Here is a 25,372-nt window from a genome sequence, read left to right as displayed (position 1 = left end):
GCGGTGCCGCATGTCAGCACACGCCTACCGGGCGGCAGCGGCGGCGCCTACGGTCGAGGATCAGGGTTGCGGCGCGGAGGGCGTCCGCCGATCGGAGGGCGCATCGTGGCAGCGACGCCGTCGGCGCGGCGATCGGAGATCGTGTTCTCCTGGCGCAGATCAGCGCACAGCGGTCTCGACCCGAGCCGTCCCCGGGTGCGCATCGCCGACTTCGAGAAGGCGAGCAGGCTCAGCGTCGCGGCTGGCCCCGTCATCGACGAGCTCGCCGAGTCGATGGCCGACTACCCCTTCTCGGTGATGCTGGCCGACGAGCATGGCTGCATCGTCGACGCGCGATTCGGCGAACGTGGCATCGCCCGGCAGATCGAGCATCGCGGCGGGGTGCCCGGACGGGTCTTCAGCGAGGAGCTGACCGGGACCAGTTCGATCGGCACCGTCCTCGAGCTGCGCAAACCGCTCGCGGTCCACGGCGACGAGCACTACCTGGAGGCTCTCAAGGACTTCAGCTGTTACGGCGCGCCGATCCTCCACTCGGTCACCCGGCGGGTCGTCGGGCTCATCGACGTGACCGGCTTCGCGCACGGAGCGGCCCCGATTCTCGGACCGCTGTTGGTGCGCGCGGCCAGGGATGTCGAGGCGCGGCTGCTCGACCTGTCGCGCGCCGCGGAGCTGGAGCTGTTCCGTCGTTACCAGGAGCGCACCGCGCGCAGAAGGAAGCCCGTGCTCGGCCTGGGTCCCGACTTCGTGCTCGCGAATGCCGCCGCCACCGACGCCGTCGCCACGGTCGACTACGCGCTGTTGCGCTCGCTGGGCGAGGCCGGCACCGGCCTCTGCCGTCGCGATGTGGTGCGCCTGACCGGGGGCGGGTGCGCGTGGGTGCGCCTGGAGCAGATCGGGAAACGCGGCGACTGCCTCCTGGTCGAGATCGACCCGGTCGACGAGCCGAGGCCCCACGCCCACCCGAGTGAGTCAGGGGGCGAGGCCCAAGACGACCCGCGACACCCGGCCGGGGTGCGCCTGCTGATCGTCGGCGAGCCGGGCACGGGGCGCACCACCGAGGCCCTGGGCGCCGCCGGGCCAACAGCGATCCGGCACACCGCCGAGTCGGCCCTGCGCGAGGGCACCCAGGTCTGGCTGCGCCAGGTCGCCACCGACCTCGATCAGGGCCCGTGCGTACTCGACGACGTCGACGGGCTCGCGCCCACCGTCGCCGGGGCCCTCGCCCGGATGCTGGCCGGCACCTCGGCGACGGTGGTGCTGACCTGTGGCACCGAGCCACCACCGAGCCCCGAGCACGCCGCCCTGTCGGGTCAGTGCGTCGCGCGCCGGACCCTGCCCGCGCTGCGGGGCCGGCTCGACGACCTGCCCGCGCTGGTCCGTGGGCTGGCGGTGGACGGGGCACCGTTCGGGCTCGCGCCGAGTGCCGTCGAAGCGCTCCGCGCCCACGACTGGCCCGGAAACCTGCACGAGCTACGCGCCGTCGTCGCCGCGGCCGCGCTGACCGCGCGCCACAGTGAGATCACCGTGCGCGACCTGCCACTCGCCTACCGCCGAACCGCCCGAGCCCGGCAGCTCGGTCGGCTCGAATCCGCGGAGCGCGACGTGATCGTCGCCGCGCTCGCCGAATCGCACCGGAACATCGCGCAGACGGCCCGGCTGCTCGGCGTCAGCAGGCCCACCCTGTACAGCCGGATCCGCGCGCTGGGCATCGCCCGTTAGCCCCGTCCGTCGAGCCCGCTCGGCCCGCGGGCGTAAAGAAGCTGAACAGTCGCGGACCCTCGCACCCGCCTAGGTTCTCCCCATCCCGACCTGGCGAGGAGCACACATGGGCGCCGTGGACACGGTCTTACGCCACGATCACTTCTTCATCAACGGCCGATGGGTCCCCCCCGTCGGCACCACCCGGATCACGGTGGTCTCGCCGAACACCGGCGAGGTCATCGGCGACGTTCCCGAGGCCGGCCCCGCGGATGTCGACGCCGCGGTCACAGCCGCCCGGCAGGCGTTCGACGACCCGCGGGGCTGGTCGCAGTGGACGCCAGAGCGGCGCGCCGAGGCGATCGAGCGCCTCGCGGACGAGATCGACGCCCGGAAGGACGAGATCGCGCGCCTGGTCAGCAGCCAGAATGGCATGCCGATCAGCACGGCTCTCGGGCTCGAGGCGGTCTTTCCCGCCGCCGTGTTCCGGTACTACGCCGGTCTCGCCCGCACCCTGCCCGTCGAGGAGGAACGCCCGGGTCTGCTGGGCGGGACGACGCTCGTGCGCCGGGTCCCGGTCGGCACGGTCGGGGCGATCGTGCCCTGGAACTATCCTCAGACGCTCGCCTCGTTCAAGATCGCCCCCGCGCTCGCCGCGGGCTGCACGATCGTGGTCAAGCCGTCACCGGAGACGGTGCTGGACGCGTACGTCCTCGCGCAGGCCATCGAGGCCGCCCAGCTTCCGCCCGGGGTCGTCAACATCGTTCCGGGCGGCCGCGACACCGGACGGGTGCTCGTGGAGCACCCGGAGATCGACAAGATCGCCTTCACCGGCTCGACCGCCGCGGGACGCGAGATCGCCGCCACCTGCGGCCGGCTCCTGCGGCCGGTCACCCTCGAGCTCGGCGGCAAGTCCGCCGCGGTGCTCCTCGACGATGTCGACCTGGCGGGGTCGATGCAGAACCTGTACGGCGCGACCCTGCTCAACAACGGCCAGACGTGCTTCGCCGGAACCAGGGTCCTGGCGCCGCGGTCCCGCTACAGCGAGGTCGTCGACGCGTTCGTGTCGATGATGGAGGGCCTCCCGGTGGGCGACTCGCTCGACGAGAGCACCCTCGTCGGTCCGATGGCGACCGCCACCCAACGCGGCCGGGTCGAGTCCTACATCGCGCGGGGGCGCGAGGACGGCGCCCGGGTCGCGACCGGAGGCGGACGCCCGCAGGCGCTCGCCCGTGGCTGGTTCGTCGAGCCGACGCTGCTGACCGACGTCGACAACTCGGCGGCGGTGGCACGGGAGGAGATCTTCGGGCCGGTCCTCGTGGCGATCCCCTACGACGACGTGGACGAGGCGGTGCGCCTCGCCAACGAATCGGACTACGGCCTCGGCGGCAGCGTGTGGACGGCGGACCACGACCGGGGTGTGGCGGTGGCACGCCGCATCCGCACCGGGACGATCGGCGTGAACGGCTACCTGCCCGACCCCACGGCGCCGTTCGGCGGTATCAAGGCCAGCGGCCTCGGCCGGGAGCTCGGCCCGGAGGGCCTCTCCTCCTACCAGGCTGCCCAGTCCATCTACCTGTGATCAAGACGACGCTACCTGTGACGACCGCGAGGGCCCACATGAGCACATTCACCTACATCGTCGTGGGCGCGGGGTCGGCGGGATGCGCGGCCGCGAGCCGCCTGTCCGAGGACCCCGGCGCCACGGTCTTACTGGTCGAGGCCGGCGGCACCGACCAGGTGGACACCGTCCAGGTGCCACCCGCCTGGCCGGCCAACTGGGGTTCCGAGACGGACTGGAACCTCCACACCACCGCGCAGGAAGGCCTGGCCGGCGCCGAGGTGCCCTGGGCGCGCGGCCGGGTGATCGGTGGCTCCAGCAGCATCAACGGGATGATCTACCTGCGCGGCCACGGTTCCAACTACGACCGCTGGGAGCGCGGCGGCGCCACCGGCTGGGGCTACGAGAGCGTCCTGCCCTTCTTCAAGAAGATGGAGACCGCCGCGGGTGATCCTCGGTGGCGCGGGAAGAGCGGTCCGCTTCGTCCGGCGGTCGTCGCCGAGCCGAACCCGCTGACCCTCGCCTACCTCGAGGCGGCGGGTGCGACCGGCCACAAGACGGCGCCGGACTTCAACGCCGACCAGCACTTCGGTGCGAACCTGCACGAGCTCACGATCGTCGAAGGGCGGCGCCAGAGCAGCGCGGCCGCCTACCTCGGCCTGGCCGCGGGGCGGGCGAACCTCACGGTGCTCAGCGGCGCGCTCGTCCGCCGGCTCACCTTCGACGGCGCCCGGTGTGCGGGGGTCGAGTACGAGAAGGACGGGGTGCTCGGGGGCGCCCGGGCCGAGGAGGTCGTGCTCAGCGCGGGGGCCATCGGCTCACCGCAGCTGTTGATGCTCTCCGGCGTCGGCCCGGCCGAGCACCTGACCTCGCTGTCCATCCCCGTCGTGGCGGACCTTCCCGGCGTCGGTGAGAACCTGCAGGACCATCTGCTGGCGGGTGTCACCTACGAGGCCGCCGAGCCGCTGCCGCCCAGCGTCCACAACCATGGTGAGGCGTCCGCGGCCTTCTCCAGCGGGCTGCGTGGCCCGGACGTCGCGGACGTGCAGTTCCTGTTCATCCTGGTGCCGTTCCATCCGCCGACGCTCGCCCCGGTCCAGCAGGGATACACCGTCGGCGTCGCGCTGATGGCACCGCGGAGCAGAGGAACCATCCGGTTGCGCAGCGCCGACCCCGGCGACGCTCCGCTCATCGACCCGCGCTATCTCTCGGAGCGGTCCGACGCCGACATCCTGGTGCATGGGCTGGAACGGGCCCGGGATCTCGGCGGGTCGGCCGCGCTCGCCCGCTGGCGGCGCCGCGAGGCGCACCCCGGCGCCGACCCGGCCCGTGGCGACCTGCGCGCGTACCTCCCCCAGGCGGCGTCGACCTATTACCATCCGGTCGGCACCTGCAGGATCGGCCTGGACGACCTGGCCGTCGTCGACCCGCTCCTGCGTGTCCGCGGGGTCGAGGGCCTTCGGGTCGCGGACGCCTCGGTCATGCCGGATGTCCCGGACGCGAACACGAACGCCGCCTCGATCATGATCGGCGAACGGGTCGCCGCGTTCCTCTCCGACGCGCGCGGCGACACCGGCGTCCCGGCGCGGGTCGGCGTCGCGTCGCCGGGCCAGGTCTGACGACGGCACGGACAGGATCACGTGATCGACAAGAGGATCGACGTGCACACGGGTGCGGCCCGGATCCGAGGCATCCGTCTCGGATCCGGGCCGCCGCTGCTCCTGCTGCACGGCTTCCCGCAGACGCACTACGCGTGGCACCTGGTCTGGCCGATCCTGGCACGGACGCACACGGTGGTCGCCTGCGACCTGCGCGGCTACGGCGACTCGGTGGCGCTCGACGCCGACTACAGCTTCCGCGGGATGGCCGACGACCAGGTGAAGGTGATGCGCTCACTCGGGTACGACTCGTTCGCCGTCGTCGGCCACGACCGCGGGGCCCGAGTGGCGCATCGGATGGCGCTCGACCACCCCGCCGCCGTCGACGCGGTGGCGCTCCTGGACATCCTGCCCACGGCGGTGGTGTGGTCCGAGATGGATGCCGTGCTCGCTCGCGGCTACTGGCACTGGAGCTTCCTGGCTCAGGACGGCGGTCTTGCGGAGCGGGCGCTGGCCGCGGACCCGATCGGATTCCTGCACGGGTTTCTCGGCATCGGTTCGTCGGCCGGGGTGCTCGCGCCGGAGGCACTCGCCGTGTACGAGCAGGCCGCGCTGCGGCCGTCGGTGCAGCGGGCGTTCTGCGGTGACTACCGCGCCGCGGCGGGCATCGACCTCGAGCACGACGCGAGCGGCAGACGCGGTTCGCACCAGCCCGCGCTCGTCCTGTGGGGCGCGCGCGGCCTGGTCGGGCGCGGCCGTGACCCGGTCGCGGTCTGGCGAGAGATCTTCCCGGATGTTCGCGGGCGGCGGCTGGAGGCGGGGCACTTCCTGCCCGAGGAGGTACCGGCGGAGGTCGCGAGCGAGATCACGGACTTTCTCGCGGCCCGTTGACACGTCCAAGCCGACGGTGGCCCCACTACACCTCAGTGGCAGCGGGAAACTGCGGGACCTGCGGAACGGTGGTCACGACGTGCAGGGTCGCCTCAGAGCTGAGGCATTCGACCTCATGCCCTGGGTCACCGGGGAAGCGCACGAAGTCTCCGGTGCCAAGCGTCACCGCGTCGCCGCGCGGGCCGGCGCGAACCTCACCACCGATCACATAGACGTGGTGCAGCGTGCCCGGTGTCCCGGCGCCAAAGGTCCCTTTGTGCTGCGTGTCCGCCGCGGACCGGCTCAGCCGCACGATCAGCGTGCGCACGTAGCCCGAGCCGTACACCTGATCCATCATCCGGACCGACCAGTCCTCGTGCTGGCTGTCCCAGGCCGCGCTGTCGGCGCGCTGGACGAACAGCGGCGAGCCCCATTCGGTGACCAGCCGCCGCATCGTCAGGTGCAGGGCGTCAGCGATCGCCTCGATGGAGTCGATCGTCGGGTTCCCGGTGCCTTGCTCGATCTTGGACAGTGTCTGTTTCGACAGCCCTGACCTGCGCGCGAGCTCGCCGAGCGACAGCTTGCGCTCCTCCCGGAAACGGCGCACGTTGCGGGCGACCAGCTTGTTCGCGTCGCTCACGGGGACCCTCCAGGTGTCATTTTTGATTGACGGTTCGTCAACCTTGACAGACGTCCGGTCGGTCGTCAACGATTGTGGCCAACCGGAAATCGGGTGTACCCGGATCGAGGCAGGAGGCAGTCATGGCCGGAACGAGCGCCCAGAAGGGCGCGGACCGTACCGCCGTGGACAAGGCCATGAGCCTGCTGGCAGCGCTCGGAGGCGAGTCTCCCGCTGGCGTGGGAGTCACGGAGCTCGCGCGGCGCACCGGCCTGACCAAGTCGACCGCGTTCCGCCTCCTCGCCGTCTTAGGGCGCAACGGCGTCATCGAACGCGTCGGCAGCGACTACCGCCTGAGTCCCTCGCTGCTCGAGCTCGGCGGCCGGGCCGACGATCCACGACACGAGCGGCTGAGCACCGTCCTGACGCCGTTCCTCGCCGATCTCTACGAGCTGACCCACGAGACCGTGCACCTCGCGGTGCTCCACGGCACCGAGGTCCTCTACATCAACAAGCTGTACGGCCATCGCCCGGTCCGCTCGCCGTCGCGGATCGGTGGCCGGGTACCGGCCCACTGCACGGCGGTCGGCAAGTCGTTGCTCGCCTACGACGCCACCGCGATCGACGCCGTGGCGCGCCACGGGCTCACCGGCTTGACGGACCACACCATCACCGACCGGGACCTGCTCGAACGCCACCTTTGCGACGTGCAACGGGAGGGCATCGCCTTCGACCACGAAGAGGCGCTCGCGGGGCTGACCTGCGTCGCCTCTCCTGTGTTCGGCCCCACCGGTCGGCCCGTAGCCGCGCTGTCGGTAGCAGGAGCGACCGGCCGTTTCCAGCCGCAGCAGCACGCCGCGGCCCTGCGCCGGGTCTGCTACGCGGCCGGTCGCGCCCTCGTCACCGCGCAGGGCCCATACCGGGCCGCGAGCGCACCGGCTCGTGCGGCCAGCTGAGTCGATGCCGGTCCGGCCCGCGCGCGCGGTCGGTACCAGGAGCCCGGGCCGTCAGCAGTGCTGCGCCGTGGCGACGGCGAAACCGGCGATCCAGGCGGGAATCGGCTCGTAGAACCGGGACTCCAGCGCGTAGGTGCCGGTCGCCGCGAGCGAGGCGAACGCCGCGATCCAGGTCCGGACCTCGTGGGCGGAGCCGCCGCCCTCGGCGGCCATCCAGCCGACGGTCCAGGAGTCGACGGCGGCGAGATCGCCGCGCTCGACGAGGTCGAGCAGGTGGTTGTCCCAGACCGGGTTGATCGGGACGCGCGTGGACGTTCCCGCCGCATAGTCCCGTCCGGCCTGGACGACCCGCAGCTCGCCTCTGGCCCGCTGCTCCGGCGTCGGCGGGAGCCCGTCGATGAGCGCGTCGGCCACGCGCGGCGGGGCGCCGTCGAGCACCGGCACCGGCGGGTCGTGCGAGAGGCCTCCCGAACCGACGAACAGCACCCGCTTGCCGAGCTCGCCGGCAGCCGCCCCGATCGCCGTGCCCAACGCGCGGATGCGGCGGACGGGGCCGAGGGGGGTGGCCACCCCGTTGACGAAGACCGGAACCACGGGGACACGGTCGATGCCCCCGAAAAGGACGTCCAGCGGCTGAGCGAAACCATGGTCGACGGTCATCCGCGCCGAGATCGTCAGGTCGATCCCGCGGTCGAGCACACCCTCGGCGAGCGACCTGGCGGCCTTGGCGTCGACCGACAGCTGGCCCTCGCCGGAGCCGAAGTCGCCGATCGCGCGGGCGGCGGTCGCGAGGCAGAACGGTGGCATCTCCTTGTAGAAGAAACCGTTGTAGTGATCCGGCGCGTACAGGACGACCAGCTCGGGGTCGAATCGGCGCACGAAGGCGCGGGCGCGGTCCACGGCTTCGTCGACGCGGGCCAGGACGTCCGGCCCGGGGTCGACCTTCCCGATGAGCGGCGAGTGGGACAGCCCAACGGCCGCGGCGGACATCACGCCTCCTTCTGGTCGGGCAGGGTGATGACCAGCTTCCCGGTCAGACCACCGTCGATCATGAGCTGGAATCCCTTGTGGATCTCCTCGAGCGGCAGCGCCCGGTCGATGACTGGACGGACGCCGGTCGCCTCGATCATCCGCAGCAGCGCCACGAGCTCGCCGCGGGTGCCCCCGGTGGAGCCCAGAACGCGGTGCTGCAGGTAGAAGATCCGGCCGAGGTCGGCGGGCGGGTTCGTGCCGCTGGTGGCTCCGGCGATCACCAGCGTGCCGCCGGGGCGCAGCGACCGCAGCGAGTGCGACCAGGTCGCCTCGCCGACCGTCTCGATCACCACGTCGACCCGCTCGGGCAGCCGCGTCCCGGTGGGCAGCGCCGCGCGGGCACCCCAGGTGAGGGCCTCGGCCTGCTTCTGCTCGCTGCGGCTGGTGGCATAGACAACGGCGCCGGCGGCCGCCGCGAGGCTGATGGCCGCGGAGGCCACACCGCCGCCGGCGCCCTGGACCAACACCCGGTCACCGGCGGTGATGCCGGCCTGGGTGAACAGCATCCGGTAGGCGGTGGTCCAGGCGACCGGCAGGCAGGCAGCCTGCTCGAACGACAGCCACGGCGGCTTCGGCACGAGGTTGCGGTCCGGGACGCTGAGATACTCGGCGAACGCTCCGTTGTGCTGTTCAGACAGCAGCGCCCGGTTCGGGTCGAGCGTCTCGTCGCCGCGGCCGGCGTCAGGGTCCGCGATCACCGGATGGATGATCACCTCGTTGCCGGCCTCGTCGTAGCCCGCCGCGTCGCAGCCGAGGATGATCGGAAGGCGTTCCGGCGGGTGACCAACGCCGCGCAGCGTCCACAGGTCGTGCATGTTCAGCGACGACGCCACGACGCGTACCGTCGACCACCCCGCTCGGGGCCTCGGCTTAGGAACATCGCGGACGACCAGGCCCGACAACGGGTCGGTGCCGCTCTGGGATTCGGCGATTGCGGCGAGCATGCGCTCACCGTCGCGCGCCATCCCGGTCGCGCCCTAACCCACGTGCCGTTGTGCGGAACACCGGGTGGCACGCGGCGGCGCCGCCGGCTTCCCTCATGGCATGACCTCCACCGTCGAACCCGCCGTGGGACGGGCCACGGACACACCCCGCGGGGTTCTGCGCCGGCCCGCCGCGCTGACCCGGAACATCGACGTCTCGGGGCTCGTCGACGCCGAGGGCGGTCTGCTGGACCGGGCGATCTTCACCGACGAGCAGCTCTACCGCCAGGAGCTGCGCCGAGTGTTCGCCCCGAGCTGGATCTTCCTGGCCCACACCGACCAGTTCCACAAACCGGGCGACTTCTTCACCACCTACATGGGCGAGGACCCGGTCATCGTCACGCTCGACCGCGGCCGCACCGTCCGGGCGTATCTCAACTCGTGCCGGCACCGCGGCGCCCGCGTGTGCCGGGCCGACGCCGGCGCCACCCGGAACTTCACCTGCACCTACCACGGCTGGGCCTATGACCTCGAGGGCGCGCTGGTCAGCGTCCCGAATCGGGACGGCTACCCGGACTCCTTCCGGACCAAGGACTGGGGCCTGGTCGAGGTCCCGCACGTCGCCACCTACCGCGGCCTGATCTTCGGAACCTGGAACCCGGAGCCGACGCCGCTCGCGGAGTACCTGGGTGACATGGCCTGGTACCTGGACGCGATGCTGGACCACGACCCGGACGGCACCGTCGTGGTCGGCGGCGTGCACAAGTGGGTGCTCGACGGCAACTGGAAGCTCGCCGCCGAGCAGTTCGCCACCGACTGGTACCACGTGAACATGAGCCACGCTTCGGCTCTCATGCTCTTGTCACCCGAGGGCCGCAGGCCCCGCGACGAGATCGTGCACCGGACCGGGCGGCAGTACGTCGGCGACAACGGCCACGGAGCCGGTTTCCCCGTACACCCGAAGAACCGGTTCGACGCGCGGACGGTGCACGAGTGGACGGACTACGCCGCGCTGCGCGAGCGGCTGGGTGACGCCCGGGTCGAGGGACCGCTGACCAACGGTCACGCCACCGTCTTCCCGAACTTCTCCTACCTTCCGGTCAACGGCTCCATTCGGGTCTGGCATCCGAAGGGACCGGACCGGATGGAGGTCTGGGCGTGGACGCTGGTGGACCGGTCGATGCCACCGGACGTTCGTGAGGCGCAGCGTTTGTACAACCTTCGGACGTTCGGGCCCAGTGGAATCTTCGAGCAGGACGACGGCGAGAACTGGAGCGAGGTGCAGGCAATCTCGCACGGGTTCATCACGAACCAGGTCCCGATCAACTACCAGATGGGTCTGGGGTCGGAACGCCACGACGGCAGACACCCGGGCCGAACCAGTGAGCTGTACAGCGACGCGGCCGGTCGAGGCTTCTACACACAATGGCGCGAGCTGATGAACACTCCCGCCTGGCATGAACAGGAATCGGCACTATGACCGACGGCATCCGCGTAGCCGCACTCGACGACATTCCCACAGGCGAAGGCATCGCCATCGACAGGGAGATCACCGGCACGGCGGACGACATCGCCTTGCTGCGCGACGAGGACGGCACGGTATGGGCCCTCGACAACACTTGCACGCATGAGGACGCGGCGCTCGCCGACGGCTGGGTCGAAGGCGGTTTCGTCGAATGCCCTTTGCATTCGAGCAGGTTCTGCCTCAAGGATGGCGAGGTCCAGGATCTACCCGCGACAAGGAGCGTCTGTCCGCACCGGGTCGAGGTCCGAGACGGCGAAGTCTACCTGTTCCCGAACGAGGCGCCCTAGATCTCCGCACGCTGCCTCGCGCGTCACCGCGCGAGAGAGAGGAAGGACACCGTGAGCACCAGCACGGAAGGCAGCTCGGTGATCCTCGCCGGAGGGCGCGCGGACCGCGACGTTCATTTCGAGGTAGCGCAGTTCTACTACGAGGAAGCCGAGCTTCTCGACGAGGGCCGTTACACCGACTGGCTGGATCTGCTCGACGACGACCTGGATTACTGGATGCCGACCCGCACGAACCGGTTGCGCCGCCAGCAGGCGCTCTCGGTGGCGGCTCGCGGCGAGGCCGCGTTCTACGACGAGACCAAGGAGAGCCTCGCCTGGCGCATCCGCCGGTTCGACTCCGGGATGGCCTGGGCCGAAGACCCGCCGTCGCGCACCCGGCACCTCGTGACCAACATCGTCGCGCACCACGTCAACCCGGCCGAGCGTCCCGAGTTCTGCGCGGATGACCTGGTCGTGCGCGCGGCGTTCCTGGTCTACCGCAATCGTCTGGAACGCGAGGAGAACGTGTTCGCCGGTCGCCGCACCGACATTCTGCGCCGCCGCGACGGAACTCTGCGGGTCGCCCGGCGCGCCATCCTGCTGGACCAGAACGTTCTGCAGGCGAAGAACATCTCGACCTTCTTCTAGAGGATCTGGGCGTGACTGACGTTTCGTTGAAGCAGCACCAGGTGACCACGTCCCTCGGGGAGATCTCCATCGCCGAAACCGGCGAGGGCCCGGTTCTGGTGATGTTGCATGGCGGCGGGCCAGGCGCCTCCGGGGTCGCCAACTACCACCAGAACCTCCCAGCGCTGTCCCGGCGTTTCCGGGTCCTGCTGCCCGACCAGCCGGGTTTCGGCGGCAGTTACCGGCCGACCGAGGCCGATCTGGAGGACCGCTCCGTCACCACGATCGCCGTCGACGCGCTGTTCCAGGCGCTCGACGCCCTCGGTGTGGAACGGTTCCACCTGCTCGGTAACAGCCTCGGCGGCGCCGCGGCGATCGCGATGGCCCAGACCCGGCCGGACAGCGTCGCCGGCCTCGTCCTCATGGCCCCGGGCGGTGGCTGGCTCCCCTTCGGACCGACGCCCACCGAGGGGCAGAAGGAGATGTTCCGCTACTACAACGGCGGTGGGCCGTCACCCCGGAAAATGGCGGCGTTCATCCGAACCATGGTCTTCGACCACAGACAGTTCGGCGACGACGTGGTGCAGGCACGGTACGAAGCGTCGCTCGACGAAAGTCACGTCGCGTTCTATCACCGCTATAACGCCTCGTTCGCCAGACGGCACGGCATGGACCCGCTGTGGCGCGATCTCGACCGGATCAAGGCGCCCACCCTGCTGCTGTGGGGCCGTGACGACCGCACCATCACCCTGGACGGCGCCCAGCTCATGCTCAGGCAGATCAGCGACGTCCAGCTGCACGTCTTCGGAAACTGCGGCCACTGGGTCCAGCTCGAACGGCAACAGGAGTTCGAGCGTCTCGTGGCCGACTTTCTGGGGGCGCTCACATGACCGTTTTGGACCCGGGCGGCGGTCGGTCGACCGGCTGGTTGGAGGGCTACGTCGCGCTCGTGACCGGGGGCGGCTCCGGCATCGGCCGCGCCGTCGCGCACCGCTTCGTCTCCGAAGGCGCGTCGGTCGCCATTCTCGGCCTCGACGCGGACCAGCTCGCCACGGCCGTCGCATCTTCACCCGACCCGTCCCGGACGCACGCCGTCCAAGCGGACACCCGCGACAGCGAGCAGCTGCACCAGGCAGTCAGCGAGACCGTTGAGAAGTTCGGCAAGCTCGACACGCTCGTCCCCAACGCCGGCATCTGGGACTACCAACGCCAGCTCACCCGGCTGTCCGGCAAAGAACTCGACGCGACGTTCGACGAGGTCTTCGCGGTCAACGTCAAGGGCTATCTCCTCGCCGCCGAGGCGGCCTGGCGAGAGCTGGTCAAGACCCGCGGCAGCATCATCATGACCTTGTCGAACGCCTCCTTCTACGTCAACGGCGGCGGACCCATCTACACCGCCAGCAAACACGCCTGTCTCGGGCTGATGCGCGAGCTCGCCTACGAGCTCGCGCCCAAGGTCCGGGTCAACGGCGTCGCCTGCGGTGGTATGAACACCGACCTGCGCGGACCCGAGTCGTTGTCCATGCGGGAACGATCGATCGCGGCCTCGTTCGCCAAGAAGCGCCCGGACGATCCCCCTCCGCTGCTTCCGCTGCACGATTCCAGCACAGACCCTCGCGATTTCACCGGCGCCTACGTGCTTCTCGCGTCGCGGGAACAGAGCGGGCCCGTGACAGGTCAGGCAATCTCCGTCGATGGCGGCATCGGCGTGCGCGGCTTTGCCACGCCGGCCGGCGGCGACCACCTCTAAGGAGCACCCTTCGCCATGAGCGCCGGACACCCCGCTAACTCCGGGGCGAACGTCGACGTCAGCCCGGCCGCGGCCGTCCACCGCAACGCGCGGGTCCAACCGGACTCGGTCGCCATCCGGTACGCCGGCGGCGATCTCACCTTCGCCGGCCTCGACGACCGGTGCGCCCGGCTCGCCACGGTGCTCGCCGACGGCGGGGTCGGCACCGGCGACCGGGTCGCCTACCTCGGCCTGAACAGCCCGTCGTTCCTCGTCACGATGCTCGCCGCGCACCGCCTCGGAGCGATCTTCGTTCCGATCAACTTCCGGCTCGCCGAGCCGGAGCTGCATGGCGTCCTGCGCTCCAGCGGCGCCGCGACCATCGTGTGCGAGGAAGGCCACCGGACGGTGCTGGAAGCCGTGCGGGACGGGACGGCGCTGAAACGGTTCCTGCTCGTCGACGACGACCCCGAGGTCCCGGCCACGCCCGGGCAGAGCGAGGGCTGGGAGCCCTGGAGCGTTCTGCTCGCGCGGGCCTTACCCACGGCGCAGCTCGCCGCCCGCCGCTTCGACGACCCGGCCGTCATCATGTTCACCTCCGGCACCACTGGCCTGCCGAAAGGGGTCGTCCTCACCCACGGCAACATCTGGTGGAACGCCATCAACGTCGACACCCAGCTCGACACCCGCCGCGGCGACGTCACCCACGCGGCCGCGCCGATCTTCCACGTCGGCGCGCTCAACAGTTTCGTCATCCGGACGCTCGTGCGCGGCGGCACCGTCGTGCTGCGACGCGCCTTCGACCCGGGCGGTTTCCTCCGCGACCTCGTCACCTTCAGGGTCAACTCGTTCTTCGCGGTACCCACCATGCTGGCCGCCCTCGCCCGGCTCCCCGGCGTCTTCGACGCCGACCTGTCTGCGCTGCGTGCGATCGTCGTCGCCGGCGCTCCCGTCCCGCCATCACTGGTCGAGCAGTACGCCGACCACGGCATCTGGCTGCAGCAGGCCTGGGGACTGACCGAGACCGCGCCGTTCGCCACCCATCTCCCCGTCGAACGCACGCTGGACAAGCTCGGCTCGGCCGGCATCGCCATGCCGCACACCGAGGTCCGGGTCGTGGAACCGGCGACGAACACGCCGATCGCGCCGGGGACGGCGGGCGAGATCGTGGTGCGCGGGCCGAACGTCACCCCCGGCTACTGGGAGAATCCCGAGGCCACCGCCGCCGCCTTCGACGACGAGGGCTGGTTCCATTCCGGGGACATCGGCTATCTGGACGACGACGGCTATCTGTTCATCGTCGACCGGCTCAAAGACATGATCATCAGTGGTGGCGAGAACGTGTACCCGGCCGAGGTCGAACGCGCCCTGGCGGATATGCCGGGACTGGCCGATGTCGCCATCGTCGGTGCCGTGGACGCCCAGTGGGGCGAGACCGTGGTCGCGGTGGTCGCCGTCAGCGCGAACGCGGCGGTCAGCCTCGATGCGGTGCGCGAGCACGCCGCCGCCAGGCTGGCCCGCTACAAGCTGCCGCGCCAGTTGATGGTGGTCGAGACCGTTCCCCGCAACGCCACCGGCAAGCTCGACAAGGTCGCCGTGCGCCGCATCCTCGCCGAAGGCACCTGACCGGTGCCCGCGCCGTCGACGCGCCTGGAGCGCTGCGCCGTGGGACGACTTCGCGCCGCCTACCCCGCGCACTCCCACGACGTCGAGGTACGGCTCATCGGCGTGCTGCCCGAGGGCGAACTGGCCGCCGTGCTCGCCGCGGCCGGACGGGACGCCCTCGACGCGGACCCACGCTGCCGCCGGGTGGTCTTCGCCCCGGCCGCGACGGACCTCGCGGCCGTGGCGGCGGCCGAGCGCGCGGGCTTCCGCCATGTCGTGGACGTCGAGATCCCCGGCGTCGGGCTGAGCCTGCTGGCGCTCGAGCCGGCCTGGGTCACCTCGTTCGACAACGGCCTCGACCGGGTCCCCGGCACCTGATCGCCTTCCACCGCGCAGGCGACGCCCGCTGTTCCAGCAGGTGGAACACATCTTGGTAGTCACCGCGGCCCGCGCCTATACCGGTGACATCGACCTTTCCGAAGCACCCAGGCCCACCGGCTCGGAGGTTCCCGTGCCCGCAGCACCCTCTCAGGGAGGCGCGCGATGACCCTCTCCCCCACCGTCGCCGAATCCACGGTCGGCGTGGCCGCCGAACGGCTCGCCGCCGCCGAGCGCGCCGGCGTGCCCTGCGCTCCGGTCCGGGACCTCTTCGCGCCCGCCGACCTCGCCGCCGCCTACGCGGTGCAACGGGTGAACGTCGAGCGTGGCGTGGCCGCCGGGCGCCGGATCGTCGGGCGCAAGACCGGTCTGACGTCGAAGGCGGTGCAACGCCAGCTCGGCGTCGACCAGCCGGACTTCGGAGCGCTGTTCGCCGACATGTGTGTCGCCGACGGCGACGAGATCCCGGCCCGCCGCCTGCTCCAGCCGAAGGTCGAGGCCGAGGTCGCGCTGGTGCTCGGTGCCGACCTGCCCGACCCGCGCACCACCGTCGTCGACGTGCTGCGCGTGGTCGAGTTCGCGCTGCCGGCGCTGGAGATCGTCGACAGCCGGGTCGCGGGCTGGGACATCACGATCGTCGACACGGTCGCCGACAACGCCTCCTGCGGCCTGTTCGTGCTCGGCGCGACGCCGGTGCCGCTCGACCGGGTGGACCTGCGGACGGTTGAGATGCGGCTGTCGAGGGGCGAGGACGTCGTCTCCCGCGGCACCGGAGCCGACTGCCTCGGCGGTCCGCTCAACGCGACGGTCTGGCTCGCCGCCACCCTCGCCGCGGCCGGAGACCCGCTCCGGGCGGGCGACGTGGTGCTGACCGGGGCGCTCGGCCCGATGGTCGCGGCCGTGCCCGGCGACGTCTTCGAAACCGAGATCACCGGGCTTGGCTCGGCGCGGACCCGGTTCGCCTCCGCGCCGGTGGAAGGGGATCAGCAGTGAGCAAGGCCAAGGTCGGTGTCATCGGCTCGGGCAACATCGGCACCGACCTGATGATCAAAATTCTGCGTGTCTCGCGGCGCCTCGAGATGGGCGCGATGGTCGGCATCGACCCGGCCTCCGACGGGCTCGCGCGCGCCCGGCGGCTGAAGGTCGCGACCACGGCCGAGGGCGTCGACGGCCTCGTACGGATGGACGAGTTCGCCGACATCGACATCGTCCTCGACGCGACCTCGGCCGGGGCACATCGGCGTAACAACGAGCTGCTGCAGGCACACGGCAAGCGAGTCATCGACCTGACCCCGGCCGCACTCGGGCCCTACGTCGTACCTTCGGTGAACCTGGAAGAGCACCTGGACGCGCCGAACGTCAACATGGTGACCTGCGGCGGCCAGGCGACGATCCCGATCGTCGCCGCGGTGGGCGCCGTCACCCCCGTGCACTACGGCGAGATCGTCGCCTCGATCGCGTCGAAGTCCGCCGGCCCCGGCACCAGGGCCAACATCGACGAGTTCACCGAGACCACGTCGGCGGCGATCGAGAAGGTCGGCGGCGCCGCCCGCGGCAAGGCCATCATCGTCCTGAACCCGGCCGAGCCGCCGCTGATCATGCGCGACACCGTCTACTGCGTCGTCGGTGACTGTGACGACGCCGCAGTCACCGCGTCCATCGAGGACATGGTCGCCCGGGTGCGGGCCTACGTTCCCGGCTACCGGCTCAAGCAGAAGGTCCAGTTCGACCGGGTGGCTGGCGACGATCCCGTCCGGGCTCTCGCCCCGGCCGGTGCCGGCGCGGTGACCAAGGTGTCGGTGTTCCTCGAGGTCGAGGGCGCCGCCCACTACCTGCCGGCCTATGCCGGCAACCTCGACATCATGACCTCGGCCGCGCTGCGCACCGCGGAGCGGATCGCCGAGCTGGCCACGACGGGGGCACGCGACCGATGAGCACCAAGAACGTGGGTGGGGCCGGCATCACCAAGAGCACCAAGCCGACGACCGCGCCGGTCGTGCCCTGCGGACCCGAGACCGGCGCCAGTGTCGCCGACCTCCCCGTCACCGCGCCGCTGTACATCCAGGACGTTACGTTGCGCGACGGCATGCACGCCGTACGCCACCGCTACACCGTCACGCAGGCCGCCACCATCGCCCGGCTCCTCGACGAGTCCGGCGTCACTGCGATCGAAGTCGCCCACGGCGACGGCCTTGCCGGCTCGTCGGTCAGCTACGGCGTCGGCGCGCACACCGACTGGGAATGGATCGAGGCGGTTGTCTCCTCGATCTCACGCGCCATCCCCACCACCCTGCTGCTTCCCGGTATCGGCACCCTGCACGACCTGCGGCGCGCCCATGAGCTGGGCATCCGCTCGGTCCGGATCGCCACCCACTGCACTGAGGCCGACATCTCCGCCCAACACATCTCGGCCGCCCGCGAACTCAGCATGGACGTCGCCGGCTTCCTGATGATGTCCCATATGGCACCGCCGGCCGAGCTCGCTCGCCAGGCAAAGCTCATGGAGTCCTACGGCGCCCACTGCGTCTACGTCACCGACTCGGGCGGCCGCCTGTCCATGGACGACGTCCGTGCCCGGTTCCGCGCCTACCGCAATCTGCTCGACCCGGCGACGGAGCTGGGCATCCACGCCCACCACAACCTCGGCCTCGGTGTCGCCAACTCCGTCGTCGCCGCCGAATGCGGCGCGATCCGCATCGACGCCTCCCTCGCCGGCCAGGGCGCCGGGGCTGGCAACTGCCCGCTCGAAGCGTTCATCGCTGTCGCGGACGTCATGGGCTGGAAGCACGGCTGCGAGCTGTTCGGCCTGATGGACGGCGCCGATGACGTCGTCCGCCCGCTACAGGACCGAACGGTCCGCGTCGACCGGGAGACTCTGACCCTCGGATACGCCGGTGTCTACTCGTCGTTCCTGCGGCACGCCGAGGCCGCCGCCCACCGCTACGGCCTGGACACCCGCTCGATCCTCGTCGAGGTCGGCCGACGCGGCATGGTCGGCGGCCAGGAGGACATGATCACAGACATCGCGCTCGACCTCCTCGCGACCGCCGAGGCCTGAGGGCAGCGAGGCCCGCCGGGTCTGGCTTTCGACCGAGCGTCCTAAGGTGGCTTACCCTGGGGGCGGGGTCCCGATCGACAGGACGCTGAGTCGCGCGCCCTCCGGACCGGCCCTCCAGGAGTGATCGACGCCGTTCACGATGACGATGTCACCCGCCTCGAGTGCGTGGTCGCCATCCTCGAGGCCGAGCACCATGGAACCGTCGAGCAGCAGGTCGTAATCCAGCGTGTCGGTGTGGTGCATCGGGAAGGCGATGTTCGCCTCATAGTCGACGATCAGCCAGGACACAAGGCCGGGCGCGACGCCGAGGACCGAGGCGTTGAACGCCTGACCGGCTGGGCGGGCCGGCGGCGGAGCCGCGCTGGTGGCCGCGACGACCGCCGACAGGAAGCCAGGGAAACCAGGGTCCGCGACGAGATCGAGCGCCGCTTCCTCAACCAGACACGACCGGCCTTCGACATCGACGCCGGTGACAAACCTACGCATTGCCGAAGACCTCCGATAAACCCGACGGGAACCTTCCGGTCGCCGACCAGTGGACGCGCACTCAGTCCTCCTCGATAATCGCCCGCCAGCCTCGGATCAGTGCTCTCAGTTCAAGCGAGAAAAGCTCGGTCGCGGTTGCATACGTTCCGTCGATGACCCGTCGCAAACCGGCCACCTTTGTCGTCTCGTCCAACTGGAACCTCTCGGCGGGAGACAGTTGCTTTGGATTCATCATCGCGGAGCCGAACGCCAGCATCGCGGCACTCTCGATGATCGGGTAACAGTAGCGTTCCGGCACACCCTCCTTCAGCATCTTTCTCACGATGAACTCACGGGGCAAGTTGTCGAGCGGCGGTGCGGCCGGCCCACCGAGCGTCATCAATGGCGCCGCGTTGGGGTGGGCAACCAGGGCGGCACGGTAGCGGGCAATCGAATGCAGTACGTGCTCCTCCCAGGATTCACTTTCGACTGGTGTGACTATCTCGGTCGCGAAGACGAGATCGACTACTCCGCGCAGAATTTCCTGCTTGTCCGCGAAATGATGGTAGAGCGCGGCCGCGCTGACACCAAGGTCGCTGCCGAGTCTGCGCAGGCTCAGCGCCTTGAGCCCATCACGATCGATGATGTCGAGGGCCTTGGCGATCGCGTCATCGCGATCGACCAGCGGCGCGGTGGGGCGTCCCATACGTCAATGTCCTCCGGCTCCGGACCCTGCGCCGTCATTTGGCGCGACGCTGGCGCCCGTCGCACCCCGGGACCGAAGGCCGCCACACTCCGCACGAGGACAGTATCGGGCATGTTGTACGCACTCGCCGCGACACGTGACCTTCACCTGCGACACACGGCACGACCGGGCAACCCGCGCGACGGCATCGTTCCGGGCCGAACCTCGATCGCGTCGGCGCTCTCCCGCGCGAGCGGCGCCGGTTCCTGGTCGAAACTGTTATGAGGGGAGGTAGCGTTCCATCATCGCCGCACCCCATTCCGCGTGGCTGTGGGGCAGGTCGCCGACCGGAGCGGTCGGAATCACCGTCAGGTTGTCGTACTGGTAGTCGGCAGGCAGCGTGATCGCGGCGACGATCGCGTCCGCCACTCTTGCCGGCGTCATCAGGCCGGTGTGGCGCAACAGGCCTCGTCGGAACCACAGCTCGTTAGCCGACTGGATACGGCCGCTCTCGCGCTCGGTGGTGCTGAAATCTGTGCCCATAGTCTCGCCGCAGCGCAAGGTGGTGACGCGGATGCCGGTTCCTTCCAGCTCCATGCGTAACGTCCTGGCGGCATGCTCCAGGCCAGCACTCGCCGCGGCGTACGGAAGGTGAAGCGGCCATGGTTGCGCGCCGGCGAGCGACGTCATGAAGAGGATGTCACCGCCGACGCCGGCCGCGCGTAGCCCCCGGATCGCCCGGCCGGCCACGTACAGCCCACCGATCAGCTTTGTCGCGACCTCGCGGTGTATCTCGTCCGGCGAGAAATCCTCAAGGGGGCCGTACCGTGCCGTGGCGGCATTACTGACAACCGCGGCCACTGTACCGAACGTGGCCTCGGCAGCGTCGAAGAACTGCTCAACGGACTCGCCATCCGTCACATCAAGCCGGTGCGTCAGACAGGAGCCGCCCTCCTTTTCGACGATTGCCGCAGTCTCCGCCAGCTTGGCCTCCCGCCGCCCGCCCACGACGACTCTCCACCCGAGAGCGGCGAACTTCTGAGCGGCCGCCTGGCCGATTCCCGTACCTCCTCCGGTGATCACGACGGTGCCAGGGGTCGCGCCGGTACTTCCATTCATCTCATACTCCTTACTGTCTTGAAAAAGTCGAACAGGGCAATGACTGGCCGAACGCCGTGGGTGGCTGTCAGGAGGCGGGAGCCACCCGCCGGCAGGTGGCCGGTCGCAGCCGTCGCACCAGCGGCACGAGGGCTGGATCCGACGCTCGCACCCCGGCCTCCTCTGATCACGGCGGTCGAGCCTGCGACACGGGATCAGGGTTCGGTCCACGCCCGACGCGGATAATTTAACATCGTTAAGTTGGTGCGGTATGGTCCGGATGCCCGTCACGGCGGCGAGGGGTCAGGACGGGTGGCGGAACCACTGGGCGTCGGCGAACGCCTGTTCCCGCCGCGTTCGACGCCGAGCCTCCGACGGCGTCAGGTCGGCGGCCACCGCCCGGGCGAGGGCGCGACTGAGAGGGCATCAAGCGTGACGGTCAGCGGTGGCAGCGAGCTCTACTACGACCCGTTCGACTTCGAGATCGACACCGATCCGTACCCGGTCTGGCGACGGATGCGCGATGAACAACCGCTCTACTACAACGAGTTGTACAAGTTCTACGCGCTGAGCCGGTACGAGGACGCCTCCGCCGCGCTCACCGACTGGCAGACCTACCGCTCCGGGCGAGGGTCCATCCTCGAGGTCATCCGGGCCAACATCGACATACCGTCCGGCATGATCCTCTTCGAGGACCCGCCGCGGCACGACCTGCACCGCGCACTGCTCGCCCGCGTCTTCACGCCGAAGAAGATGCTCGCCCTCGAGCCCAAGGTCCGGGAGTTCACCGCCCGTTGCCTCGACCCGTTCGTCGGGTCTGGCACGTTCGACTTCGTCGCCGACCTGGGCGCCCAGATGCCGATGCGCACCATCGGATACCTGCTCGGCATCCCGGAGAGCGACCAGGAGGCGATCCGCGATCGGCAGGCCCGGAGCCTGACCGGGGGGCAGGAGTCCGCGGACCTCTACCAGGCCGTGACGGTGGACAGTTCGATGTTCGTCGACTACATCGACTGGCGCGCGAACAACCCGTCCGACGACCTGATGACCGAGCTGCTCGCCGCCGAGTTCACCGACGAGACCGGAACCGTCCGAAAGCTGACCCGCGAGGAGGTCCTCACCTACGTCACCCTGCTCTCCGGCGCCGGGAACGAGACGACCACCCGCCTGATCGGCTGGACCGGCAAACTGCTCGCCGAACACCCCGACCAGCGCCGAGAACTCGCCGCCGACCGGTCACTGGTCCCGAACGCGATCGAGGAGATCCTCCGCTACGAGGCACCCTCACCCATCCAGGCCCGCTACGTGGCCCGCGACGTCGAACACCACGGCCAGACCGTCCCCGCCGGCAGCATCATGACCCTGCTCAACGCCTCCGCGAACCGCGACGACCGGCACTTCCCCAACGCCGACCAGTTCGACATCCACCGCAGGATCGACCGCCACCTCAGCTTCGGCTACGGCATCCACTTCTGCCTCGGCGCCGCCCTCGCCCGGCTGGAGGGCCGCGTTGCCCTCGACGAGATCCTGAAGCGCTGGAGTGAATGGGAGATTGATTCGGAGAACGCCACGATGGACCGCACGTCGACGACCCGTGGCTGGAAACGTCTACCTGCCTTCCTCGTCTGATGCCCCCGCGCCCCCGCGGGCAGGCGTGGGCATTGTGCCGGCGCTTGCCGAGCCTCCAGGAGGCGCCGGCTCTCCCTGGGAATCACCTGACGAAGCCCTACTAGCTAGGCGGTCGCAACCGTGGACCTCAGCCCATCCGCCGATCAGTCAGCACTGCGCGACAGCCTTGTTCAACTCCTGGAGAAGGAGTCGACGACAACGTCCGTGCGGGCGTCGGAACCGCTCGGCTTCGACGCGAACCTGTGGCGGAAGGTGACCCAGTTAGGCATCTCCACGATCGGAGTTCCGGAAGCCCGGGGCGGCGGCGGAGGTGGCCAGCTCGACGTCGCCATCGCGGCCGAGTGCTTCGGAGCGCACCTGGCGGCCGTTCCCCTCGTCGAGGCAGCCGTCGTGAACGACCTGCTGATGACCTTGGACGCGACCGATCCGTCCGCCGCGGCGCTGGCCGCTGAGGTCGTGGCCGGCGACCTGCTCGGAACAGTGGCGCTGCACCCGGCAGCCGGTGGCCTCGCCCGGCTCGTACCGGCCGGAGCGATCGCCAACCTGGTGATCGCGCTGGATGGGGACCGTCTCGTCGCCAGACGACGGTCGGATCTTGGACCTGACCGGCCTGGGCAGCCGATCCCGAACCTCGGGTCTCTACCGTTGGGCCACTGCGACCTGCGCGGCGGCGAGGTCACCGTGCTCGCTGACGGCGATCTGGCGGTGGCGCTGCACCGGCGGGCGGTGAGTCGCTGGAAGGCACTGACCGCCGCGGCCCTCGTCGGGCTGGGGCGCAGGGCCCTGGAGATCGGGATCGACTACGTCCAGCAGCGCCGCGCGTTCGGGATCACAATCGCCAGTTTCCAGACGATCCAGCACCGGCTGGCCGACAACGCGACCGCGCTTGACGGGGCACGGCTGCTGGCCTTCGAAGCGTCCTGGGCAGCGGACTCGAACCGCCCCGACGCCGAGCGGCTGGCGACGATGGCGTTCCTGTTCGCCTCGGAAACCGCCTTCAGGACGGCTTCGGAGAGTCTCCATTTCCACGGAGGCTACGGCTACACCCTCGAGTACGACATCCAGCTGTACTTCCGCCGGGCCAAGGCCTGGCCCGCGCAGGCCGGCGATCCCCGCGCGCAGTACGCCGACCTCGCTCGCCAGCTCACCGAACTGGACGGTTTCTGACGTGGACTTCTCCGTGACCGACGAACTCGCCGCGCACCGCGATGCCGCCCGGCAGTGGGTCGTCGAGAACGTCCGTCCCGCGTGGGTGGACGAGCAGTACCAGACGGGCGTCCACCAGACCATGGAGCTCCATCGCCTGCTCGCGCGGGACGGCATCCTCGGCGCGGGCTGGCCCGCGGCCCACGGCGGCACGGAGGTCGTGCCCCAGTTCGCCCGAGCCCTGCACTCGGAGATCTCCCGCTTCGGTCTGGCGGCCGACGGCTGGTCGACGACGCTCATGGTCATCAACACGATCGACGAGGTCGGCACCGAATCCCAGAAGCGGGAGTACATCGGCGGCGCGCTACGCGGCGAGGTACTGATCGCCCTCGGCTACACGGAGCCGGAATCCGGGTCCGACGTGGCGGCCGCGAAGACCACGGCGGTTCGGAACGAGGCAGGCTGGGTGATCAACGGCCAGAAGCTGTTCACGAGCACCGCCCAGTGCTGTAGCCACGTCTTCGTGCTGGCCCGGACCAACTCCGCGGTTCCGAAACATCGAGGGCTGTCCCTGTTCCTGGTCCGAACCGACGATCCCGGCTTCGACCTGCGACCGATTCACACGCTCGGCGGCCAGCAGACGTGTGCCACCTACTACTCGGACGTCCAGGTTCCCGACTCGGCCCTCATCGGTGGCGTCGACGACGGCTGGCGCGTCATGAAGGTCGCCCTCGTCCACGAACGCGGCTCCGACAACCTCGAGTTCGTGGAGACGCGGGTGTCCTCTGACCTGGCTCGCTGGGCGCGCGGCCCGCGGGACACGGACGGCACCACCCCGCTGGACGATCCGCTGGTCGCCGAACGGATCGGTCGGATGGCCGTCGACGAGGAGGTCGCGCGCCTCCTGGCCCTGCAGGTCCGCGCGACCTCAGAACGCGGCGAAGCCCCGGCGGTGGAAGGCGCCATGGCGAAACTGTTCCGGACCGAGGCCGCTCAGCGTCACCACAGCGACGCTCTCGACATCCTCGGCGCCGACGGGATACTCGCCCCCGGCGCGGTTGGCGCTCCCGACGCCGGGCTGTTCGAGGCCGGCTTCCGGTCGGCGGTGGTGGAGACCATCCGCGGCGGATCGAGCGAGATCCTGCGAGAGATCATCGCCGAGAGGCGCCTCGGCCTGCCCCGCACCCGTCCCCGGCAATAGCCGGCCTCGCCGGAACGTGCGCAGACCTGTCCGTTCCCTCCACTCCCAACGGCAATCGAGGTGAGGCAAGCATGGTATTCGCGGATACGACGGCCGACACGGGCGTGCTCGACGTGATGGGAAGCGCTCGCGCCATGCGGTGGTTCAGGCCCGATCCTGTCCCGTGGCCCCTGCTGGAGAAGGTCCTGTGGGCGGCCACCCGCGCGACGAACCCGAACAACCTCCAGCCCTGGGACTTCATCGTCGTTCAGGACGCCGAAATACGGGCCCGGCTCGGCAGTCTCATCGCGACTCTGACATCAGGCGGGCCGAGTACTGTCTCGCCCGAACTCGACCCGACCACCCGCAGGACCTACACGGGAGGCCTGCACCTCATCGAGCACTTCGGCGAGGTCCCGGTCATGGTCTTCATCTGCGGAACCCGTCTCGCCCGCGCGGGCTCCGATCGCATGGACCCTATGTACTCGGCCGTGTACGCCGCCGCGCAGAACCTCCTCGTGGCGGCACGAGCCGTCGGCCTTGGCGCGGCCTTTACGACCCTCCACGAGCGAGTCGAGCCGGAGGTGCGCGCAGTGCTTGGGATCCCTGACGGCCGCTTTCTGGGAGTCACGATGCCGATCGGCTGGCCAGCCGGCCCCTTCGGACCGCTGACCCGCAGGCCTCTGGACGAGGTCGTGCACCACGACCACTGGTGATCGACGGT

At 70.1% G+C, this 25,372-nt stretch carries 25 protein-coding genes; 19 read left to right on the top strand and 6 right to left on the bottom strand.

Annotation, left to right across the window (positions count from 1 at the left end; all coding sequences use genetic code 11):
- Positions 1-105 precede the first annotated feature (105 nt).
- From I6A60_RS43620 to I6A60_RS19485, 4 genes are all read left to right on the top strand, one after another.
- The gene (locus tag I6A60_RS43620; protein ID WP_203014302.1) at positions 106-1,719 is read left to right on the top strand and encodes a helix-turn-helix domain-containing protein; all 1,614 of its coding nucleotides are present in this window, start codon (positions 106-108) and stop codon (positions 1,717-1,719) included.
- Between the two features lie 106 nt (positions 1,720-1,825).
- Positions 1,826-3,280 (top strand): aldehyde dehydrogenase, encoded by a 1,455-nt coding sequence (locus I6A60_RS19495; protein WP_203014299.1) that lies wholly within the window; start codon positions 1,826-1,828, stop codon positions 3,278-3,280.
- A gap of 38 nt (positions 3,281-3,318) precedes the next feature.
- Positions 3,319-4,878, top strand: coding sequence for a GMC family oxidoreductase (locus I6A60_RS19490; RefSeq protein ID WP_203014296.1), 1,560 nt, complete (start codon positions 3,319-3,321; stop codon positions 4,876-4,878).
- A 21-nt stretch (positions 4,879-4,899) separates the two neighbouring features.
- Positions 4,900-5,748, top strand: a complete 849-nt coding sequence (locus I6A60_RS19485; RefSeq protein WP_203014292.1) for an alpha/beta fold hydrolase — start codon at positions 4,900-4,902, stop codon at positions 5,746-5,748.
- A 25-nt stretch (positions 5,749-5,773) separates the two neighbouring features.
- Here the strand turns inward: I6A60_RS19485 and I6A60_RS19480 are convergent, their stop codons facing one another.
- On the bottom strand, positions 5,774-6,367 hold the full coding sequence (locus tag I6A60_RS19480; RefSeq protein WP_203014288.1) for a helix-turn-helix domain-containing protein: 594 nt from the start codon (positions 6,365-6,367) through the stop codon (positions 5,774-5,776).
- A gap of 122 nt (positions 6,368-6,489) precedes the next feature.
- Between I6A60_RS19480 and I6A60_RS19475 the strand changes: the two genes are divergently transcribed.
- Positions 6,490-7,302 (top strand): IclR family transcriptional regulator, encoded by an 813-nt coding sequence (locus I6A60_RS19475; protein ID WP_203014285.1) that lies wholly within the window; start codon positions 6,490-6,492, stop codon positions 7,300-7,302.
- A 51-nt stretch (positions 7,303-7,353) separates the two neighbouring features.
- On the opposite strand, the gene I6A60_RS19470 is transcribed toward I6A60_RS19475, so the two are convergent.
- Together I6A60_RS19470 and I6A60_RS19465 are read right to left on the bottom strand one after the other, a co-directional pair.
- A complete protein-coding gene (locus I6A60_RS19470) occupies positions 7,354-8,292 on the bottom strand; it encodes a 3-carboxyethylcatechol 2,3-dioxygenase (RefSeq protein ID WP_203014281.1) in 939 nt (312 codons plus the stop codon).
- Positions 8,292-9,278 (bottom strand): zinc-binding dehydrogenase, encoded by a 987-nt coding sequence (locus tag I6A60_RS19465; RefSeq protein WP_203014278.1) that lies wholly within the window; start codon positions 9,276-9,278, stop codon positions 8,292-8,294. The genes I6A60_RS19470 and I6A60_RS19465 overlap by 1 nt, the downstream gene beginning before the upstream one ends.
- Positions 9,279-9,558: 280 nt before the next feature.
- Between I6A60_RS19465 and I6A60_RS19460 the strand changes: the two genes are divergently transcribed.
- The 10 genes from I6A60_RS19460 (at position 9,559) to dmpG (ending at position 18,445) form a co-directional block, all read left to right on the top strand.
- Positions 9,559-10,737, top strand: coding sequence for an aromatic ring-hydroxylating dioxygenase subunit alpha (locus tag I6A60_RS19460; protein WP_374113419.1), 1,179 nt, complete (start codon positions 9,559-9,561; stop codon positions 10,735-10,737).
- Positions 10,734-11,069, top strand: coding sequence for a non-heme iron oxygenase ferredoxin subunit (locus tag I6A60_RS19455; protein WP_203014272.1), 336 nt, complete (start codon positions 10,734-10,736; stop codon positions 11,067-11,069). The genes I6A60_RS19460 and I6A60_RS19455 overlap by 4 nt, the downstream gene beginning before the upstream one ends.
- A gap of 51 nt (positions 11,070-11,120) precedes the next feature.
- Positions 11,121-11,696: a 3-phenylpropionate/cinnamic acid dioxygenase subunit beta gene (locus I6A60_RS19450; protein ID WP_203014269.1), complete on the top strand. Its 576-nt coding sequence runs from the start codon at positions 11,121-11,123 to the stop codon at positions 11,694-11,696.
- 11 nt (positions 11,697-11,707) lie between these two features.
- The gene (locus tag I6A60_RS19445) at positions 11,708-12,565 is read left to right on the top strand and encodes an alpha/beta fold hydrolase (RefSeq protein ID WP_203014265.1); all 858 of its coding nucleotides are present in this window, start codon (positions 11,708-11,710) and stop codon (positions 12,563-12,565) included.
- Positions 12,562-13,425 carry an SDR family NAD(P)-dependent oxidoreductase gene (locus I6A60_RS19440; protein ID WP_203014262.1) on the top strand — a complete coding sequence of 288 codons (864 nt, stop codon included), beginning with the start codon at positions 12,562-12,564 and terminating at the stop codon, positions 13,423-13,425. Before I6A60_RS19445 ends, I6A60_RS19440 begins: the two co-directional genes overlap by 4 nt.
- Positions 13,426-13,440: 15 nt before the next feature.
- Positions 13,441-15,030 carry a long-chain fatty acid--CoA ligase gene (locus I6A60_RS19435; protein WP_203014259.1) on the top strand — a complete coding sequence of 530 codons (1,590 nt, stop codon included), beginning with the start codon at positions 13,441-13,443 and terminating at the stop codon, positions 15,028-15,030.
- Positions 15,031-15,069: 39 nt separating this feature from the next.
- Positions 15,070-15,387, top strand: a complete 318-nt coding sequence (locus I6A60_RS19430; protein ID WP_203014256.1) for a hypothetical protein — start codon at positions 15,070-15,072, stop codon at positions 15,385-15,387.
- A gap of 165 nt (positions 15,388-15,552) precedes the next feature.
- Positions 15,553-16,380 (top strand): 2-keto-4-pentenoate hydratase, encoded by an 828-nt coding sequence (gene mhpD, locus I6A60_RS19425; protein WP_203014253.1) that lies wholly within the window; start codon positions 15,553-15,555, stop codon positions 16,378-16,380.
- Positions 16,377-17,321 (top strand): acetaldehyde dehydrogenase (acetylating), encoded by a 945-nt coding sequence (locus I6A60_RS19420; protein WP_203014250.1) that lies wholly within the window; start codon positions 16,377-16,379, stop codon positions 17,319-17,321. The genes mhpD and I6A60_RS19420 overlap by 4 nt, the downstream gene beginning before the upstream one ends.
- Complete coding sequence (gene dmpG / locus I6A60_RS19415; protein WP_203014247.1) at positions 17,318-18,445, top strand: 4-hydroxy-2-oxovalerate aldolase; 1,128 nt, start codon at positions 17,318-17,320, stop codon at positions 18,443-18,445. The genes I6A60_RS19420 and dmpG overlap by 4 nt, the downstream gene beginning before the upstream one ends.
- A 51-nt stretch (positions 18,446-18,496) precedes the next feature.
- Here dmpG and I6A60_RS19410 read toward each other — a convergent pair whose 3' ends face one another.
- The 3 genes from I6A60_RS19410 to I6A60_RS19400 all read right to left on the bottom strand — a co-directional run bounded on the left by I6A60_RS19410 (position 18,497) and on the right by I6A60_RS19400 (position 20,714).
- Positions 18,497-18,931 carry a hypothetical protein gene (locus I6A60_RS19410; protein WP_203014244.1) on the bottom strand — a complete coding sequence of 145 codons (435 nt, stop codon included), beginning with the start codon at positions 18,929-18,931 and terminating at the stop codon, positions 18,497-18,499.
- A 61-nt stretch (positions 18,932-18,992) separates the two neighbouring features.
- On the bottom strand, positions 18,993-19,616 hold the full coding sequence (locus tag I6A60_RS19405; protein ID WP_203014241.1) for a TetR/AcrR family transcriptional regulator: 624 nt from the start codon (positions 19,614-19,616) through the stop codon (positions 18,993-18,995).
- A 258-nt stretch (positions 19,617-19,874) separates the two neighbouring features.
- The gene (locus I6A60_RS19400; RefSeq protein ID WP_203014238.1) at positions 19,875-20,714 is read right to left on the bottom strand and encodes an SDR family oxidoreductase; all 840 of its coding nucleotides are present in this window, start codon (positions 20,712-20,714) and stop codon (positions 19,875-19,877) included.
- Positions 20,715-21,125: 411 nt separating this feature from the next.
- Here I6A60_RS19400 and I6A60_RS19395 point away from each other — a divergent pair, with 411 nt between their 5' ends.
- The 4 genes from I6A60_RS19395 to I6A60_RS19380 all read left to right on the top strand — a co-directional run bounded on the left by I6A60_RS19395 (position 21,126) and on the right by I6A60_RS19380 (position 25,364).
- Positions 21,126-22,322, top strand: a complete 1,197-nt coding sequence (locus I6A60_RS19395; RefSeq protein WP_203014236.1) for a cytochrome P450 — start codon at positions 21,126-21,128, stop codon at positions 22,320-22,322.
- A gap of 120 nt (positions 22,323-22,442) precedes the next feature.
- Positions 22,443-23,489, top strand: a complete 1,047-nt coding sequence (locus I6A60_RS19390; protein WP_203014233.1) for an acyl-CoA dehydrogenase family protein — start codon at positions 22,443-22,445, stop codon at positions 23,487-23,489.
- Position 23,490: 1 nt separating this feature from the next.
- The gene (locus I6A60_RS43615; protein WP_307873756.1) at positions 23,491-24,669 is read left to right on the top strand and encodes an acyl-CoA dehydrogenase family protein; all 1,179 of its coding nucleotides are present in this window, start codon (positions 23,491-23,493) and stop codon (positions 24,667-24,669) included.
- A gap of 71 nt (positions 24,670-24,740) precedes the next feature.
- Positions 24,741-25,364 (top strand): nitroreductase family protein, encoded by a 624-nt coding sequence (locus tag I6A60_RS19380; protein ID WP_203014230.1) that lies wholly within the window; start codon positions 24,741-24,743, stop codon positions 25,362-25,364.
- The last annotated feature ends 8 nt before the right edge of the window (positions 25,365-25,372 follow it).

This window comes from Frankia sp. AgB1.9, assembly GCF_016786355.1.
GTDB lineage: Bacteria > Actinomycetota > Actinomycetes > Frankiales > Frankiaceae > Pseudofrankia.
This window is presented reverse-complemented; position numbering and strand designations above follow the sequence as displayed.